The organism is Vibrio albus, from assembly GCF_003144035.1.
Classification (GTDB): domain Bacteria; phylum Pseudomonadota; class Gammaproteobacteria; order Enterobacterales; family Vibrionaceae; genus Vibrio; species Vibrio albus.
Map to the genome: position 1 here is coordinate 348,168 of NZ_QFWT01000001.1, position 19,202 is coordinate 367,369.

Sequence of the window (19,202 nt, forward strand, 5' to 3'; positions counted from 1 at the left end):
AAATATACAGGTTATTTGTGCGGTATATTTTTATGTCCAATGTTATTGAATTACTTCAGCAGCAACACCTGCTCTGGCCTGGCTCTCAACAGCAAAGTAGTGCCAGTACCATTTCCTCCGGGTATCCTGAACTGGACAAACAGCTGGGTGGCGGGTTTCCGGCAAGAGGCGTCACAGAGATATGTACTCCGACAGCCATTGGTGAATTGCGCCTGCTGACCCCTTGCCTGCACAAAGCAGGACACAAACGCCTGACCGCTTTTATCAACCCTCCGGGTTATCTGAACAGTGACTACCTGCAGGCACACGGACTGGATCTAGATAATGTTCTTTTTATGCGTCCCCGAAAAGAAACCCAGGCCCTATGGGCTGCCGAACAGTGCCTGAAAAGTGGCTGCTGCAGTAGCGTTCTGCTCTGGTCTCCAACACTGGAAATCCATCAGGCAAAAAGACTCCAGGTCGCCAGTGAGGCCGGAAATGCGCTGCATTTTTACTTTCATACCCGGAAAACCCATTCGCTGACGCTGCCCGTTTCTCTCACTTTGACGTTTACCCCGGAAAAACAGGGATTACATATCTCAATTGCTAAACGCAAAGGCGGATGGATTCAAAGTGAACTGATGCTAGATATGAGCCGGCAATGGCCCGGCCTGACCATACCATCTCCCTGTCACAACCACCGGCCACCGGTGCAGAGCAGCCGCAGGAGAGAAGCATGACACTCTGGCTGTATCTGCATTTTCCCCACCTCCAACTGGACTCGCTCTGTTCTGACACTGAACACCCGGCCTGCATTGTTGATCACGGAAGCGTTATTCAGGCCAGCCAGAGCGCGATTCAGAAAGGTGTGTGTCCGGGGACCGGTCTGGGCAGTGCAGCCTCTCTGTGTGCACAACTGCAGGTTCACGCTTATCACCCGGACAAAGAGACCGAAAAGCTGCACGAGATTGCACAGTTTCTCTATATGATCACTTCTGATATCGCTCTGTTTCCTCCCTCAGGACTGCTGCTTAAAGTGACCGGTATGTTGGCTCTGTACCATAATCTTCCCACCTATTGGGACCGGATAAAGGATCAGCTTGACCGATTGGAGGTTCGTTATCATTTTGCCACCGCTTATACCCCACAAGCGGCCCGGCTGATGGCCCGTAATGCCAGTGATCAGCTCTGTATTGATGAGCAGGAAATTCAGAGTCAACTGCTTCAGTATCCTATTACTGCCACCGACATCGCCCCTGATACCATGGAGAAACTGCACCGAATAGGGATACGACACCTTGAGGGCCTGCTGGCGCTAAATACCCATGAGATTGCACGACGGTTTGATATCGATCTGGTCAACTATACCGGGCAACTCACCGGTCGGTTCAGACAGCCGGTCGAATTTTATTCTCCTCCAGAACAGTTTACCCGCTTTCTGGAGCTGCTATTTGAAATGGATACTCTGCAACGGTTGGAAAAACCGCTCTATAAACTATTACTTCAGTTGGAACCTTTTTTCTACGCCCGGGACAAAGTGGTCTATGAACTGATACTGACCTTACATCAGAGATCCGTTGAACCCCAGCAGATAACATTAACCTCAGCCAGAGGAGAGTATCGCGCTGATAAGTGGCTTCAGCTCAGCAAGCTCACACTAGAGTCCGTAACACTGCAGGCTCCTCTGATTGCAATCACCCTCACCGCCAGCCAGACCGGTCCGCGTCAGGCGGATACCAGTGATGTCTTTGATGGTGAAACCCGCAGCTTATCGCCGCCAGAACTCGTGTCATTACTGCAGGCGAAACTGGGAAAAGAGGCCGTTAGCAGCATAATGCTGACCGACGATCCACGGCCGGAGAAAACCAGTCAGCTTTGTCCGCCGTTAAGCGGTGGATGCAATAAAACCATTCAACATTCACGACCGCTCAGACCCAGTCTGCTGCTTCCAGAGCCTGAACGCCTCAAACAGAGCATAACCATCCTCAGGGGTCCGGAACGGCTGGTCTCCGGCTGGTGGGATAACGAGGAAGTGATACGCGATTATTATGTCGGCAGAACCCGGACCGGGCGCTGGCTATGGGTCTTCAGGGATCACAACCAAAAATGGTTTATCCATGGCCTGTTCAGTTAACTACGCCGAACTCTTTTGCCAGAGTAACTTTTCATTTCTGACTGGTGCCTCCCACCCGGAAGAGCTGGTGACTCAGGCCAGTTTCCTGCGCTACTCCGCACTCGCCATTACTGACGAGTGTTCTGTTGCCGGTGTCGTTCGGGCGCATACGGTGATACGTGAACATAACCTGAAGGTAAAGCTGATAGTGGGCAGCCTGTTCCGGCTAAACTCCGAATGCCAGATTGTTCTGCTCAGCCCGGACCGGAAAGCCTATGCGGAACTTTGCCGCATCATTACCAACGCCCGACGACGGGCGGAAAAAGGCAGCTATAACCTGTCCGAGTGGGATCTGATGTCACTGCAGTCATGTCTGGTTATCTGGCTGCCGGCACATAAACCGACCGATGCATTCTGGGGAGACTGGCTGCTTAAGCACCATAAACACCGGCTGTGGATCGGTATTCAGCGCCATCTTCGGGACAATGACAAAGAGTACCTGAGCCATTGTGAACAGTTATCACACCGTTTACAGATACCGATTACCGCCTGTGGCGGGGTACTGATGCACCACGATTCCCGGCTTCCCCTTCAGCATACGTTAACCGCTATCCGCCACCACACCACAATAGACAAAACGAAAAGCCGGTTACTCAGTAATGCAGAGCGTAGCCTCCGGCCGACAGATAAACTGGCAAAGATATTTAAGGCCGAATGGCTGGCAGAAAGTGTTCAGATTGCCGGGAGGTGCACATTCAGCATGGATGAACTTCAGTATGAATACCCGTCCGAACTGGTTCCCCCAGACAATACCCCCATGGGGTACTTACGGAAGCTGGTCAATCAGGGTAAACAGCAACGCTTCCCTGAAGGGGTACCTGCCGATATTGAAAAAACAATTAATAAAGAACTGGACCTGATTGAGTCCATGAATTTTCCGTATTTTTTTCTGACTATCCACGATCTGGTCATGTTTGCAGAGCAACAGGGCATTCTGTATCAGGGGCGTGGCTCAGCAGCAAATTCGGTGGTCTGTTATTGCCTGAAAATCACCTCTGTCGATCCCAGACAGATTTCCGTCCTGTTTGAACGCTTCATCAGCAAAGAGAGAAAAGAACCACCTGATATTGACGTTGATTTTGAGCATGAACGACGCGAAGAAATCATCCAGTACATCTACCGTAAATATGGGCGTAATCGTGCCGCTCTGGCTGCCACCGTGATCTGTTACCGGTTTAAAAGTGCAGTACGGGATGTAGGAAAGGCTCTGGGCCTGGAAGAAACACAGTTGGAATTTTTCATCAAAAACATCAGCCGGTATGACCGTCATCAGGGCTGGCAGACACAACTGGGCCAGCTCGGATTAGATCCTGAATCGAAAAAAAGTCAGCACTTTATCCAACTGGTCGAAGAAATTCAGCGCTTTCCCCGTCACCTTTCTCAGCATGTGGGTGGGTTTGTCATTTCCTCTGGTCCGCTGCATGAACTGGTTCCGGTGGAAAATGCCACTATGCCGGAGCGTACCGTCATCCAATGGGACAAAGACGATTTGGAAAGTCTCGGGCTGCTTAAAGTGGACGTGCTGGCATTAGGTATGCTCAGTGCTATCCGGAAGTGTTTCAGCCTGATAGAACAACACCACCAGCAAAAACTGACCATTGCAGATATCACTCGCATGCAGGATGATCGGCATGTTTACAACATGATTCAGCATGCCGATACTATCGGTGTATTTCAGATAGAATCCCGGGCACAGATGAGTATGTTGCCCCGGCTCCGGCCGGAGACCTATTACGATCTGGTCATCCAAATTGCGATTGTCCGTCCCGGGCCTATCCAGGGTGATATGGTTCACCCCTTCCTGAAACGCAGACAAGGTCTGGAGAAGGAAACCTATCCGTCAGAAGCCGTCCGCGAAATCCTTTCCCGAACCCGGGGCGTACCTATATTTCAGGAGCAAGTGATTAAGTTGGCCATGGTCGCAGCCGGTTTTTCCGGTGGCGAAGCCGATCAGTTACGCAGAGCAATGGCTGCGTGGAAGAAAAATGGTAATGTAGATAAATTCAAACCCAGGCTCGTCAACGGCATGCTGGAGCGCGGGTACACACAGGAATTTGCTGAACGGCTCTTTGCGCAGATATGCGGCTTTGGTGAGTATGGCTTCCCGGAAAGTCATTCGGCTTCTTTTGCCGTACTGGCCTATTGTTCTGCCTGGCTGAAATACCATTATCCGCATGCTTTTTACGTCGCCTTGCTGAACAGTCAGCCTATGGGATTCTACAGCCCGTCTCAGTTAGTACAGGATGCCAGAAAACACCATATCACGGTGTTACCGGCCTGTATAAATCACTCCATCAATGATCATCAGCTTGTCCGGAATAACGAACAAATGGCCATACGCCTTGGACTCAGACTCATTAAAGGGCTGTCCGCTAAAGCTGTTCACAAAATAGAGCAGCAGCGGCCAGAACAGGGATTTTCCCACACGACAGAATTAAAGCGACTGGGTTTACGCCAGCCGGATTTACAAGCCCTGGCTTCAGCCGGAGCCCTGAATGTGTTATCCGGTGACCGCTATGCTGCACGCTGGAACCTAATGGATTCTCTGGATGAGCTGCCTTTATTTAAACATGCATCTGAACATAATGAGCAGGGATCATTCCACTACCAAATAAGTGAAGCAGAAAGCGTTATCGAAGATTATGCGGCTACCGGCCTGTCACTGCACAAACACCCTATTACTCTTCTGGATGAAGCCGGTATGCTAAAACCGTTTACCCGACAAAAAGATCTGCTCAGCAAACCGGATAAGTCTCTGGTAACGGTCTCTGGCGTTGTTACTGGCAGGCAATCTCCCATGACAGCATCGGGCGTCACCTTCTTTACTCTGGAGGACGATACCGGCAATATCAGTGTCGTCGTGTGGAGTGGTACCGCTCAGGCACAGAAACAAGCCTATCTCAATGCCCGGATTTTAGAAGTGAAAGGGACTCTGGAACATGACGGACAAGTCACTCACGTCATTGCCGGTAAACTGACTGATCTGAGCGGTGCCCTGTCCGGATTGCAGGCAAAATCCCGGGATTTTCACTAGGTAATGACGGCGGCCTAAGATCGATTCAGCACTTCTTTCAGTCGCTCCTGAGCCACGCCGACTAATAAATCAGGCTGGAACTTGGAGATAAAGCGGTCACATCCCACTTTTTTGACCATAGCTTCGTTAAAACTGCCGCTTAAAGACGTGTTTAATATAACAAACAGTGTGTCCATACGGGGATCGTTACGTATTTCATGCGTCAGACGATACCCATCCATCTCAGGCATCTCCGCATCAGTCACCAGCATTAACAACTCGTTAGCTATATCTTTGCCTTCATCACACCACTTTTTCAGCAAATTCAATGCCTGAAGGCCATCCCTGCATTCAATAATATTGATACCCAGTTGCTCAAGAGTCTCTCTTATCTGAGAACGTGCCGTTGAAGAATCATCAACAACAAGTACATTGCGGCCGGCGAATTCATTAACAATATCCTCTTCAAGCACTCCTTCAGAAATACTGGTGTCATAATCGACGATTTCTGCAAGCACTTTCTCGACGTCGATAATTTCGACAATCTTCTTCTGGCCTTCATCCTCATAGTGAGTAATCGCCGTCAGATAATTACTCCGCCCGGCCGTTTGCGGTGGCGGCATGATCTCTGTCCAGGCCGTATTAACAATATTCATTACCTGACCAACAAGAAACCCCTGCACGGTACGGTTATATTCCGTCACAATCAGGTTCTGTTCGGCCTCTTCTCTGGCAGGAGGAAAGCCTATAGCGGCCCTCAAATCAATAACCGGAACCGACTCACCTCTAAGCGATGCGACACCACAGACTGTATAATGCGAGCCCGGCATTTTAGTCAGTGGCGGAACCTTGATGACTTCCTTAACCTTAAAGACATTGATTGCAAAGAGTTGTCTGCTATTCATTTTGAATAACAGCAATTCCAGCCTGTTCTCACCCACAAGGTTGGTTCTTTGATCAACGGTACTTAATACTCCAGACATACGGCTTCTCGCAACGCTACAAATATAATTCCTGACTAGTCTAACTTATCGATTCAGAGCTCACTAGGGGTAGTTTATCTTTATCTATCAAAATAATGACATAACTAGCCGATATTATCCCTCGATGACTTTCATCAGCAATTCACCATCGTATAACGCCTGCTTAATCAAAGCCGCGCCCGGCATTGTCGCCTGTTTATAAAAACGGCTTTCGACAATCTCAAGGTTCTGGTAATAAATTTGCAGACTCTGCTGCTCGATACTGGCTTTAATCGCAGGGTAGAGAATGGCTTTAGCCTGGTTAATAACCCCACCGATTAATACCTTTTCCGGATTAAACAGATTCACCACAATCGCGATGGCTGAGCCAAGATAATGTCCCAATTTTTCTATCACATCGACGGCCAGAGCGTCCCCCTGAGCGGCCGCAGCACAGATATTTTCAATCGTAACCTTATCAGCCGCTATAGACGTTATCTCTCCTGATTCGATGCGCCGTGACACCTCTTCCCGGATCGCTTGCGAACTGGCGACCGTTTCCAGACAGCCACGATTACCACACTGACACTGTTTACCATCAGGATCGATTTGTATATGTCCTAACTCACCGATGTTCCCGTGCCTTCCCTGCAATACCCGCCCGTCCAGTATAATCCCTGCACCAACCCCATGGTGAATCGAAATCAGAACCGAATTATCATTCTGCTGAGAGTTACCGAACAGCCGTTCAGCTAACGCCCACGCCCGGGTATCATTGGCAAGAAAGACAGGAAGCCCTGTCGCTTTATAAATTTCTGGGCCAAGCGGTAGGTTTTTCACATTGTAGTGCGGCATCTGTAATACCACACCTTGCTCCGAACTGACTAAACCAGGCACGGTTATCGAAATACTGGTGACACGATCCAGTTGATCGGAATAAGTCCGGAAGAATTCATCTATCTCATGGAGCAACCTTGCCAGCAAATCATCCTGCTCAATTTCGTGAATATCGATCTTGGTATCAACAAGGACCTCGCCGCCGAGTTCATGCAGCGCGATCGTCAGATAACCACGCCCAAGGCGCATTGACAGAAATTGCCAGCCTTCATTGTTTGTTTGCAGGCCGACTGCCGGGCGCCCCCGACTAGTTGCTTCTTGCACAACCGTCTCATGGACAAGGTGAGCTTCTATCAGCTCCCGGGTAATTTTGGTAATACTCGCAGGGGCAAGCTCACTCAATTTTGACAGATCAATGCGCGATATCGGCCCGAACTGATCAATCAATTTATACACGCGACCAGCATTGACCTGTTTGATATGGTCAATATGGCCTGGTTGAGCCATGTACATCTTTTACCCCCTAAACAAAATCGTCACCCAATTTTTTTACTTTGCGAACTAATTGTGAAGCGATTTGACAGTTTGCCGTGACCATGGTCACGCATAAAGGCAAATTGCCGCGAATTTATTCTGAAATTATCTATTTATTGCGAGAGAACTTTGTGATGCATCAGTTATTTCTCGACGAGAAATATCCCCATATTACCTTTCAGACGCGGCAAAATATTGAGAGTAAATATGCATATACTCCCTTATATAATGGTATCCTGCTTCCAAACCCAACTCATAGTCAAACTGAAGATCCTCTTTTTTACTCATCAGAGAACTGGATCTTAGGGGTTGTGAAGGACAAATAGTCACAATAAAGCTGTCTTCAGGCGGGTGAGCCATAAACCTTTCTGTTAATGAATACGTCTGATAATGCATCATTAACAAGTCCGCTAATCCGGAATCGAATTCATTTCCAAGAAGATGGCTAAGGCGATACACATCACCAGCACCAAACAACCAGCGCCCACCGTTAATCGTATTCAAACGTTTCTTAGTATCATCATTACTCTGAGGGCTCTTTCCGGTGTGAATACTCCCCACCTGCCCTTCTCTAAAGTGATTCCAATCCACTTTCCAACTTTCAACAGTCTGTTCCCAGTGATGCTGAATGGCGCTAATCGGTCTCTTAAACCAATCTGAGTCCGTCTGGGTGACAACCTCAGACAACACCTCTGCCACTTTATTTTCTTTCCTGCCCGGGATCTCGGTCATTATCACGACAAGATTTCGTGCACCTTGCCGCCAGGCTTCCTGTACAGGAATCGCTGCGGAAACACCTCCATCTACATACTCAGTATCGCCTATTTTTACCGGATGATAATAGAGGCCCGGAATCGCACAGGTTGCCCGCAGAATATCAAACCACTGATGATGAATAATAGGCAGATATTCGTCACGCAAAGTGGCAGTATTGGTAACCGCCGCATACGCCTCCCGGCGTTTTAATGTGCGTTTCCCCATATCCAGGTCAAGTTTATAAGGATAATGCTTTATCTGCTCCAGGGCCCAGTCCAGGTTCATTTGCTGCTTTCTTCGTATATAACTGAACAGATGAAAAAACTCAGGAGTTGTGGTCAGGTCCATAATAAACGCTTTCGCAAGGCCCGGCTGCTGACACAGATAAGGGCTCAGATTAAGAGCACCCGCTGAAGTACCATAAAATGAATCAAAAGGATCAAAGTCAGAAAGTAGAAAGGCATCCAGAACACCAGCCGTAAAAATCCCCCGCTGGCCGCCCCCCTGAGCAACCAGAGCCGTTTTTTGTTCGAGGTACCGAGCATATCTGGAATGTTTAATAACAGAATGGGTACCGCTTATTACGCCCGTATTGGACATAATTCCCAAACCTATTCTCTAAAGGTATTAATTAGCAATAACAATAAAGCTGCATACGAGTATGACCGCGAATGCAGACACTACAATGCTAAATGTATATTTCAGATCAGTTTTCATCGTTTCCTCCAAAATGCAAGTCTATTCACATCACCTATAGACTTAATATACCTGCCCACTGTAATGATACCTGAGAACGGAAAAAAGCACTTACATCTCATTAACAGTCTATCAGCTTCTTATGCCAAAAATAGCCACATGAAAAACATTTTTGCCTGACAAATTATTATTTTTATATAGGACAAAAACACCATAAAATAGTACTAATATAGAATCTAATGCTGATATATAAAAACTATTAAAGATACTGATGCTGAGATCGGTTGCTTTAATAATAAATAACACTACAATTATAGCTCATTTCTTGTGCTGTTTTGTATTGATCTCCCCCCCAATACTCGGTAGTCTCCTCGCTAACGCGTAGCTGAATATATCAGTTTTCGCAGACACACATCGCACAGTGCAGAACAATACTCTGAGTATTATCTTATCTTTCAGAATAATAAATTAAATATATAAAGATGCCGGGAAAAGAATCTGATAAATAACCATTCAGTAAAATTTCCCCCAAAAGCATCAACGTTAGACTGATATTGATAAAGATAATAGCTTCATAACTCAGACATTAGTTACATAAGGAGAACATATGAAGCGTGAACAATGGGGATCCCGCGCAGGATTTATTCTTGCGGCTGTGGGATCAGCAGTCGGCCTTGGGAACATCTGGCGTTTCCCATATATGGCATATGAAAACGGCGGCGGCGCATTTTTGATTCCTTACCTTTTTGCCATGATTACCGCTGGTATTCCATTTATGATCCTTGAGTTTAGCATGGGTCAAAAAAACCGTGGTTCGGCCCCGATCACTCTTGGGAAAATTAATGCCAAATTTGAGTGGCTCGGCTGGTTTCAGATTGGTATTGCTGCGACTATCGCCGTTTATTACGTTGCGGTTATCGGCTGGGCAATATCCTACTTTGGTATGTCATTCGACCAAAGCTGGGGTACCGACACCAATGCCTACTTCTTCGGTGAATATCTTGGTCTTGGTGATAACTCACCAACTAACCTTGGCGGTATGCAGTGGAAAATTGCAGGTGCTATGGTTCTTGCCTGGGCGATTACCTATGCCGCAATCGCGGGTGGCGTAAAAGCTGGTATCGAACGTGCTGCAAAAATTATGATGCCTGTCCTGTTTATCATGGTTGTTGGCCTGATCGCCCGTATGATCTTCCTTCCGGGGGCTCTGGACGGAGTAAACTACCTATTCCAGCCTGATTTCAGCAAAATCATGGATATGAAAGTATGGGCTGCCGCTTATGGTCAGATTTTCTTTACTCTGAGTATCGGTTTCGCCATCATGCTGGCTTACTCAAGTTATCTGCCAGAAAAATCAGACATTAACAACAATGCCTTTATGACAGTGTTGCTTAACTGTGGTTTCTCTATTATCGCTGGTATTATGATTTTCTCTGTGCTTGGCTATATGGCACAAGAGCAAGGCAAGCCTCTGACCGATGTTGTGAGTGCCGGTGTTGGCCTTGCGTTTGTTACTCTGCCAGCAGCGATTAACCTGCTACCTGCACCTTACATCCTTGGCCCACTATTCTTCCTGGCTCTGGTTGTCGCGGGTCTGAGTTCGCAGATTTCTATCATTGAAGCGGTTGTTTCTGCCGTGATCGATAAGATGAACTGGACACGTAAAAAAGCGGCATCTCTGGTGTGTGGTATTGGCTTTATTATTTCAATGGCATTTGCCACTGACGGTGGTCTTCTGCTGCTAGACCTTGTCGACCACTTTGTGAATAACGTGGGTATCCTGACAAGCTGTCTGATTGAGATTGTTCTGATGGCATGGCTGGTGAAACTGGCAGACATCCGTGCGTACGTAAACAAGTACTCAGATTTTACTATCACAGGTTGGTTTGAACTGTGTCTACGCTTTATCACACCAATCATGCTGGCAATTATTGTATCTACTAACTTCATTGACCTTGTTAGTGACGGTTATGGTGGCTATGCCAAATTTGAACTGATGACGCTGGGTTGGGGATTAATTGCTCTGCTGGCTGTCGTCGGTATTATTATCAACATCAAAAGCGAACCACAGAAAGCGGAGGCATAAACAATGACTACTGGTGCAATCATTATGATGGTATTTGGCCTTAGCGTAACCTGGGGCGGCGCAGCCATCTGCATTAGAAAAGCAATGAATAAATAATTTACGTTGCTATCTATATAATCATGAAAGCCAGCTTTTGCTGGCTTTCTTACTTTTTCACACAGTGAATTTCCACTAATAATACTATTTACAAAGAGAAATCATTGCCATATCTGGATTGCCCTGATCATCAAAAGAGATGTTCCAGACATATTTACCATCCTGAGGAATGCTGACTTTAGTATCTTTTGCAAAACCACCAAACTTCAACTTACCTTCAACGCCAACATCCAGGCTTTGTCCAACAGCGGTAAATTGAGGTGACCACCCCTCAGCCGCAAACTGTAATTTTTTAATTCCAACTTTTTCATCGATTACAGCCTGATAGGTATTATCCCCTTTATAACTGAACGCCCGGTGAGGTTTATGCTTCCATTTCGAATCAGTGAAGTCACCAACAACATAAATAATATCCTCATAAGGTGCACCCTCGGCTACCGTCGGGTTGTCACATGCCCCAAGAAACCCCGTAGCCGTTAATGACACTCCTTCCTGTGCTCCGCCAGCACAGCCAGCTAATAAACCAGCAAACAAAGTGACTAAGCCCAATTTACCCATTTCCATTTTTGCTCTCTCCCATCAATAAAATCATCAAACCTCCATAATCCGGAGTGCTATAAAAATAAGCCAGTAATAACAAGCTTCAACAGATAAACAGATGAAATGAGCCCTTTACCTCCAACGGTGCATAGACAGCCGTAAAGAATGTGACTGAGTAAATATTTTGTAGTAGTGAAAAAAGGTCTGGCTTATGGCCAGACCTTCACTATTAAGAACAAATTACCTTAATTGTAATATGGTTGAATCTATCAGTGGTGACGGATCCACTCATCCATATCTGTCTTCAGATTTTCTGACTTAGTACCGAAAATAGCCTGTACACCACCAGCGACCACGACAACGCCAGCCGCACCCAGTTTTTTCAGTTTGTCCTGATCAACAAGGTCTGTATCAGCAACAGAAACACGCAGGCGGGTAATACAAGCATCCAGGTTAGTAATATTTTCTTTACCTCCAAACGCAGCCACTAGGTGAGAAGCGACTTCTGAACCAGATTCCATAGCCAGTTCGTCTGCCGTATCTTCTTCACGGCCTGGCGTTTTCAGATCCAGTGCTTTGATTACTGTTCGGAAAATTACATAGTAAATAGCCGCATAGACCAAACCACAGGCCACAAACATGAACATTTTCTGAGAATGTCCAGATAAGACAATAAAGTCAATCAGGCCGTGGGAGAAGGACGTACCATGAACCATACCCAAACTGTTAGTCAGAACAAATGCCGCTCCCGCAAGCAAAGCGTGAATACCGTAAAGAACCGGAGCCACAAACAGGAAGGAGAACTCGATTGGCTCAGTGATACCTGTCAGGAATGAGGTCAATGCCGCAGACACCATGATACCCATGATTTTAGTGCGATTTTCTGGTTTTGCTGAGTGAGCAATCGCAATCGCAGCTGCTGGCAAACCATACATTTTAAACATATAAGCACCAGCCAATTGACCGAAGTATCCATTCGCTGCTGTACGTGAAGCGTCACTGGCTTCAAGATAACAAGTCAGAATACCATGACGAATTTCACCTGCCGCATTGGTACATGTACCTGCTTCAAAGAAGAATGGTACATTCCAGATGTGGTGAAGACCAAATGGGATAAGTGAACGTTCAACAATGCCATAGATACCAAATGCCACTGTTGGGTTTTGCTCTGCCGCCCAATGAGAGAAAGCACCGATACCAGCGCCGATAGGAGGCCAGACAACAGACAGAATCAGGGCAAGAATAATGGCTGCAAAACCAGTCACAATTGGAACAAACCGTTTACCGGCGAAAAATCCAAGATAATCGGGAAGTTCGATACGATAAAACCTGTTAAATGCCCAAGCTGCTATACCCCCGGATAAGATTCCTCCAAGAACCCCAGTTTCAATATGCTCAACACCCATTACATCGGCCATTACGCCTAAGGTTCCTACCATAATTCCATAACCCACGATTGCAGCCAGAGCGGCCACACCATCATTATGGGTAAAACCAAGTGCCACACCAACCGCGAACAAAAGTGCCATCTGCCCGAATACCGAACCACCGGCCTGAGCCATGATATTAGAGACAACATCCGGCAGCCAACTGAAGTTAGCGGCACCCACCCCAAGCAGAATACCAGCAACCGGCAGTACCGATACCGGTAGCATCAATGCTTTACCGACCTGTTGCAGGTTAGCAAACAAATTACTAGACATAGTTATGCTCCTAATTATTAGGTGATTAGTTGTGGGCTCTAACAGCGTCCCCCTGAAATTATTAGTGTTAGCTCCCAATAGAGAATGTAACCAATTAATAAACTAGGAAAATAGTGGCCGATCAGGTGTGATGCCTGTCACTTATTGTAATAAGAAAGGCAATAATCTCGTAAAAACAGACAAAACCTCCAATCAACCTAATTCACTTCCGTTAAAACCGGAGACTAGTGAATTTCAGGTATGAAAATTACTACCTGAACCTTACAGTATGGACTCAGATAGTAATGTTTTACGTAGGAGTGGCTCTTGAGATCAGCGTACAGAGCTAAGGAAAAGGTCTCTGAAGTTTTGGGTCGTGGCGTTAGCTACTTCCGTCAGGGAAATGTCTTTCAAATGAGCAATATAGCTTGCGACTTCAACGACATAGGCAGGTTGGTTCTCTTTTCCACGATGAGGCACCGGAGCAAGGTAAGGGGAATCCGTTTCGATGAGCAGCCGGTCCAGAGGCAATTGCTTAACTACGTCTTTCAGTTCCGTTGCCTGTCTGAATGTCACGATACCGGAAATAGAGATATAAAACCCCAGCTCCATCGCACTCCGGGCAAAGTCGAGATCCTCAGTAAAACAGTGGATCACCCCGCCACACTTTTCCGCATGACCATTTCTTAAAATAGATAAGGTATCTTCACGGGCATTTCGTGTGTGGATAATCAACGGCTTATTCACTTCAACAGCCAACTCTACCTGCTGCTCGAAGCGTATTTTCTGCAGATCAGCGGTTTCCGGCTGATAGTGATAGTCCAAACCAGTTTCCCCGATAGCGACTACCTTCGGATGATGAGCAAACTCTGTCAGCGTATCCAAAGAAAAAGGGCTTTCGACATCTAACGGATGCACTCCGCATGACGCATAAATGGTGTCGTATTTTTCAATCATATCCATCATTCTGGGAAAAGCATCCAGAGTGACACCAACAGACAACATTTCCGTCACTTTGGCCTGTTCTGCCTTACGAACGACATCTTCAATACCTTCGTGCAGGTCTTCATAATCCAGTTTATCCAGGTGACAGTGTGAATCTACAAACATATTTCCTCATGTAACTCTGACAGCCAGTTAGTCACTAAAAGCTCGGCATTTAACCCCGGATAGTTGACTAACTGATCATGTATCTGATTTAAATTATTCGTATGGTGGTAGGCAATATCGTATGAAATCAGCTCAGCCATATCATCACTTCTTTCACATCGTCCTTTCTCTTTCAGACCAAAATGCACCTTTTGCACATCCGCCAGTAAAGTAGCAAGCCAGTCCAGACTCAGTAAAGTGTCTTCACTGATCAATTTCCAGCAAACGGAAAAATCAGGAACACTCGCCTGTAACTGATCCATCAGTTCTTGCTGAATATCATTAAAACGCTGGTTTGCGCCGCCGGAAAAAAAGGCCAATGCTTTCAGTGGAACACCTTTAGACAGGTGTATACCGCAATAGTCTACAGGCTGTTCGGTCTGTCCCTTTAACCATTGATAGGTGACATCGGCGTCCGGCTCAGCCAGATGCCAGCACTGACAGCGGCTAACTATCGTTGGCAGCAGGCGACTTTTTTTATGGGTAAGCAGAATAAAAATGCAATCCCTGCCTGGTGTCTCTAACGTTTTAAGCAACGCATTCGATGCAGATTCATTCATTGCTTCTGCTGGTGTAATGATAATAATGCGCTTACCACCAAGTTGAGAGGATTCAACCGCCTTACGGTTACAGGCACGAATTTGCTCCACCGTAATGGCCTTACCCTCTTTTTCTGGTTTGATCCAGTGAATATCGGGATGGTTGCCTGATGCCACCAGAGAACAAGAGTGACAAAAACCACAGGGTTCGGCATCAGAATGTGTACACACCAGCGTGCTGGAAAAACGCTCAACCAGTTGGTTAACGCCCATCCCTTGCGAAGCACAACATAGCATCGCCCCCGGAACCCGGTCATTTTCCGATAAATCCTGCCATTTCAGCCATAATGGCTGCAACCATGGGTAGATCATCTGCATTATTGAATCTGCCTGCTAAACCAGTTGGACAATAGCTCCCGAATACTGTTCGCTACGGCGTCGATACTTTGACTCGCATCCACAACCAATACAGATTCATCGGCCGCCGCAAGCTCAAGATAACGGGCTCTTGTTCTTTCAAAGAAGCTGATATCCATTTTTTCGATTCGGTCCAGCTCCCCTCTTCCCCGGGCTCTTTCCAGCCCCAGCTTAGGATCAATATCCAGATATAAAGTCAGATCAGGCTTAAATTGACCCAGTGTAATATTTCTAAGGCTTGCCATGGTTTCTTTATCAATCTGCCGGCCTCCTCCCTGGTACGCCTGGGAAGACATATCATGCCGGTCACCCAGAACCCAGTGCCCCTCAGCTAAAGCGGGCTTAATGATGTTTTCGACTAACTGCACACGAGCGGCATACATAAGCAATAGCTCCGTGGTATCTTGCAGCTCTTCACCTTCGTGTTCTTCTTTCACTAAGGCGCGCATTTTTTCTGCCAGAACCGTTCCTCCCGGTTCCCGGGTTCTCACAACATCGCTGATCCCATGTTCAGCAAGTGCATCGAGAACAGCATTCATTGCCGTGCTCTTTCCTGCGCCTTCCAGGCCCTCTATAACAATAAACTTAGCGTTGGTCATATACTATTACTTGCTCTTTCTCAATTCTCTCAGGTAGGCGCGCACCGCCCTGTTATGTTCAGTCAAACTACGGGTAAAGACATGCCCACCCTTTCCGCTGGCAACAAAATAAAGGTAGCGTGTCTGTTCCGGATTTAATGCCGCAAGAATGGAGGCTTTACCTGCCATGGCTATCGGCGTCGGCGGAAGCCCGTTTATCATATAGGTGTTGTATGGTGTCCTTGTCTGGAGATCCTTTTTACGGATATTGCCATCATACTTATCCCCCATACCATAAATAACGGTAGGGTCGGTCTGCAGTCGCATGTTCCGGTTAAGACGGTTAACAAACACAGATGAAATGGTTTTTCGCTCAGAATCAACGGCGGTCTCTTTTTCAATAATCGACGCAAGAATCAAGGCATCATAGCGGTCTTTAAGAGGCAAATTGTCCTGCCGGGATTCCCAGTGTTCATTCAAAATCGAGTTCAGATTCCGGTGTGCACGCTTCAAAATCTCAAGGTCCGACATTCCGGCGGTATAGTGATAGGTTTCCGCCAGAAACAGCCCTTCCAGCTTATCTTTCTCGATACCCAGTTTTTCCGCTATCTGCGTTTCGGATAATTCCTGAGTAGTATGTTTAAGCATCTCAGCATGCGCCAATACGTCACGCCATTCGCTGAAACGGCTTCCTTCGATAAATGTTATCGAAAACTGATATTCCTTACCCTGCGTAAGAAACGCCAAGGCGTCCGCCAGACTCATATCAGGGATGATCTGAAATGACCCGGCTTTAATTTTTGTCAATTCAGGATGAAGCCGTCTGACCAGAGAAGAGTAATCCGACGCCTCAGCCCAGCCTTTCTCAGAAAATAGCGCCAATACGCCAGAAAAACTCGTACCGCTCTTAATCGTGATAATTTGTGGCTCAGGCATTTGCAGGGGCTGATTAATATACGCTTGCATCTGCTTCCACGCGTAAACTGCTCCTCCGGTAAGGATGACGGCAAACAATAAAATAAAAAGTAACAGCTTCTTAATCACGAACTCTGATTCTCCTGAATTTTTCTGGTAACCGGGCCAATGGTATACCGTTTCGAACCAATACTGATAACCGGGGCAACACCAAGGACAGAATTAGTAATAAACACCTCATCAGCATTGTCTAAATGGTCGAGTTCAAACTCTCCAATCAAGACTTTCAGTCCCATGGATGGGGCATCCTGAATAACAGTTCGTCTCACCACTCCGGCAACGCCGCACATGTCCATACCCGGAGTGTACAACGTCTTACCTTTCACCCAAAACAGGTTTGCCATCGTCGTTTCGACAACATGTCCCTGAATATCGCAGACAATGCCATCCTGAACCCCCATCTGGTCCACTTCAGACCGAAGCAGCACCTGTTCAAGACGGTTATTATGTTTATGACCGGCGAGTAACGGGTTCAACCCCATTTTATGCTGGCATATACCAAGTTCAATACCATCTTTGCGCCATTGGTAATAGTGCGAAGGAAACGAAAATTGACTAATAGTGACCGTTGGCGATTCCGCCCCAACGGGGCTATAGCCCCTGCCACCTTCACCACGGCTGATATGGAGTTTCAGGCCGGCGTGGTTATCAGGCAATGCTGCGTGCTGCAGCCAGTGCTCCACCTCATTCCAGTCCGGCGTTCTGATATCCAGCAAATCAAGGCATGCCTGCATCCTCTCGATATGCAGTGACCAGTTCTGGATCCGGCCGTTAATGGTAAGCATCGTGGTGAAACAGCCATCTCCATACTGAAATGAGCGATCAGCCAGCGCGACACTGTCAGCCGGCTTTCCGTTTATCCAAAACATAAGAGCCCTTTCCTTGAAAACAAAAAACGGCTTAATGCTAAGACATTAAGCCGTTTTTAAACAGATCAATTACAATTAAATCTTTTTGAAGATTAATGATCCGTTAGTACCACCAAAGCCAAACGAGTTACACAGAGCATACTCAATATCAACTTTACGTGCTGTATGAGGCACCAGATCGATATCCTGACAACCTTCGTCCGGGTTATCCAGGTTAATTGTCGGCGGAACAATCTGATCGACCAGCGTCATGGCTGTAATAATAGCTTCGGCAGAACCCGCGGCACCCAACAGGTGGCCAGTCATTGATTTCGTAGACGACACCAGTACTTTCTTCGCGGCTTCTTCACCCAGAGCACGCTTAACGCCCTTAAGCTCTGCTACGTCACCAGCTGGTGTCGAGGTACCGTGTGCGTTAATATAGCCAATCTGGTCACCAGTAATACCGGCATCACGCATCGCCGCTTCCATTGCCAGCGCACCACCAGAACCGTCTGAACTTGGAGATGTCATATGGTAAGCGTCACCACTCATACCAAAGCCAACCAGCTCACAGTAAATCTTCGCACCACGTGCTTTAGCGTGTTCGTACTCTTCAAGTACCATCACACCAGCACCATCGCCAAGAACGAACCCGTCACGGTCTTTGTCCCAGGGACGAGACGCTTTCTGTGGTTCATCATTGCGGGTCGAAAGTGCTTTTGCTGCACCAAAGCCGCCCATGCCAAGAGGAGTAGACGCTTTCTCTGCCCCACCGGCTATCATCGCGTCAGCATCACCATAAGCAATCATACGAGCCGCATGGCCAATGTTGTGAAGGCCTGTTGTACACGCAGTCGAGATTGCGATATTTGGACCACGAAGCTTTTTCATGATTGAAAGCTGACCGGCAATCATGTTTACGATTGTGGACGGAACAAAAAACGGGCTGATTTTACGCGGGCCTTTTTCTGTCAGTGCTGTATGTCCAGCTTCAATAAGACCCAGACCACCGATACCAGAACCGATGGCAGCACCGATACGGTGACAGTTTTCATCCGTAATCTCCAGGCCTGAGTCATCAATAGCCTGAACACCAGCTGCGATGCCGTACTGGATAAACAGATCCATTTTACGGGCATCTTTCTTAGACATGTAATCTTCGCAGTTAAAGTCTTTTACCAGACCTGCAAAACGGGTTGAGAAATTGGTTGTATCAAAGTGTTCGATATTAACGATACCACTTTTTCCTTCCAGCAGAGCTTTCCAGGACGATTCAACTGTGTTGCCTACAGGTGACAACATACCCATACCAGTAACAACTACGCGGCGCTTGGACACG

General features: G+C 47.0%; 16 protein-coding genes. 5 read left to right on the plus strand and 11 right to left on the minus strand.

Going from position 1 to position 19,202, the window contains the following annotated elements:
• Positions 1–32: 32 nt before the first annotated feature.
• The 3 genes from imuA to DI392_RS01515 are packed head-to-tail and all read left to right on the plus strand — an operon-like array spanning position 33 to position 5,186.
• Positions 33–719, plus strand: coding sequence for a translesion DNA synthesis-associated protein ImuA (gene imuA, locus DI392_RS01505; RefSeq protein WP_109318137.1), 687 nt, complete (start codon positions 33–35; stop codon positions 717–719).
• Entirely contained in the window at positions 716–2,113 is a 1,398-nt protein-coding gene (locus DI392_RS01510) for a Y-family DNA polymerase (protein ID WP_109318138.1), read from the plus strand. Before imuA ends, DI392_RS01510 begins: the two co-directional genes overlap by 4 nt.
• Complete coding sequence (locus tag DI392_RS01515; protein WP_109318139.1) at positions 2,097–5,186, plus strand: error-prone DNA polymerase; 3,090 nt, start codon at positions 2,097–2,099, stop codon at positions 5,184–5,186. The genes DI392_RS01510 and DI392_RS01515 overlap by 17 nt, the downstream gene beginning before the upstream one ends.
• A 14-nt stretch (positions 5,187–5,200) precedes the next feature.
• On the opposite strand, the gene DI392_RS01520 is transcribed toward DI392_RS01515, so the two are convergent.
• From DI392_RS01520 to DI392_RS01530, 3 genes are all read right to left on the minus strand, one after another.
• On the minus strand, positions 5,201–6,148 hold the full coding sequence (locus DI392_RS01520; protein WP_109318140.1) for a chemotaxis protein CheV: 948 nt from the start codon (positions 6,146–6,148) through the stop codon (positions 5,201–5,203).
• A gap of 114 nt (positions 6,149–6,262) precedes the next feature.
• On the minus strand, positions 6,263–7,477 hold the full coding sequence (gene mlc, locus DI392_RS01525; RefSeq protein ID WP_109318141.1) for a sugar metabolism global transcriptional regulator Mlc: 1,215 nt from the start codon (positions 7,475–7,477) through the stop codon (positions 6,263–6,265).
• 192 nt (positions 7,478–7,669) lie between these two features.
• Positions 7,670–8,854, minus strand: coding sequence for a patatin-like phospholipase family protein (locus DI392_RS01530; protein WP_245883895.1), 1,185 nt, complete (start codon positions 8,852–8,854; stop codon positions 7,670–7,672).
• A 703-nt stretch (positions 8,855–9,557) separates the two neighbouring features.
• Here DI392_RS01530 and DI392_RS01535 point away from each other — a divergent pair.
• Together DI392_RS01535 and DI392_RS01540 are read left to right on the plus strand one after the other, a co-directional pair.
• Complete coding sequence (locus tag DI392_RS01535; protein WP_109318142.1) at positions 9,558–11,036, plus strand: sodium-dependent transporter; 1,479 nt, start codon at positions 9,558–9,560, stop codon at positions 11,034–11,036.
• Between the two features lie 3 nt (positions 11,037–11,039).
• Positions 11,040–11,132, plus strand: coding sequence for a MetS family NSS transporter small subunit (locus DI392_RS01540; RefSeq protein WP_109318143.1), 93 nt, complete (start codon positions 11,040–11,042; stop codon positions 11,130–11,132).
• Between the two features lie 84 nt (positions 11,133–11,216).
• Here DI392_RS01540 and DI392_RS01545 read toward each other — a convergent pair whose 3' ends face one another.
• From DI392_RS01545 to fabF, 8 genes are all read right to left on the minus strand, one after another.
• On the minus strand, positions 11,217–11,696 hold the full coding sequence (locus tag DI392_RS01545; RefSeq protein WP_109318144.1) for a hypothetical protein: 480 nt from the start codon (positions 11,694–11,696) through the stop codon (positions 11,217–11,219).
• Between the two features lie 245 nt (positions 11,697–11,941).
• Positions 11,942–13,375, minus strand: a complete 1,434-nt coding sequence (ptsG, locus tag DI392_RS01550) for a PTS glucose transporter subunit IIBC (RefSeq protein WP_109318145.1) — start codon at positions 13,373–13,375, stop codon at positions 11,942–11,944.
• Positions 13,376–13,687: 312 nt separating this feature from the next.
• Positions 13,688–14,464, minus strand: a complete 777-nt coding sequence (locus DI392_RS01555) for a TatD family hydrolase (protein WP_109318146.1) — start codon at positions 14,462–14,464, stop codon at positions 13,688–13,690.
• A complete protein-coding gene (gene holB / locus DI392_RS01560; protein WP_109318147.1) occupies positions 14,455–15,420 on the minus strand; it encodes a DNA polymerase III subunit delta' in 966 nt (321 codons plus the stop codon). The genes DI392_RS01555 and holB overlap by 10 nt, the downstream gene beginning before the upstream one ends.
• Complete coding sequence (gene tmk / locus DI392_RS01565) at positions 15,420–16,058, minus strand: dTMP kinase (protein ID WP_109318148.1); 639 nt, start codon at positions 16,056–16,058, stop codon at positions 15,420–15,422. The genes holB and tmk overlap by 1 nt, the downstream gene beginning before the upstream one ends.
• A 6-nt stretch (positions 16,059–16,064) precedes the next feature.
• Positions 16,065–17,081 (minus strand): endolytic transglycosylase MltG, encoded by a 1,017-nt coding sequence (gene mltG, locus DI392_RS01570; protein WP_109318149.1) that lies wholly within the window; start codon positions 17,079–17,081, stop codon positions 16,065–16,067.
• The gene (pabC, locus tag DI392_RS01575) at positions 17,078–17,881 is read right to left on the minus strand and encodes an aminodeoxychorismate lyase (RefSeq protein WP_109318150.1); all 804 of its coding nucleotides are present in this window, start codon (positions 17,879–17,881) and stop codon (positions 17,078–17,080) included. The genes mltG and pabC overlap by 4 nt, the downstream gene beginning before the upstream one ends.
• A gap of 75 nt (positions 17,882–17,956) precedes the next feature.
• Complete coding sequence (fabF, locus tag DI392_RS01580) at positions 17,957–19,201, minus strand: beta-ketoacyl-ACP synthase II (RefSeq protein ID WP_109318151.1); 1,245 nt, start codon at positions 19,199–19,201, stop codon at positions 17,957–17,959.
• Between the last annotated feature and the right edge of the window lies 1 nt (position 19,202).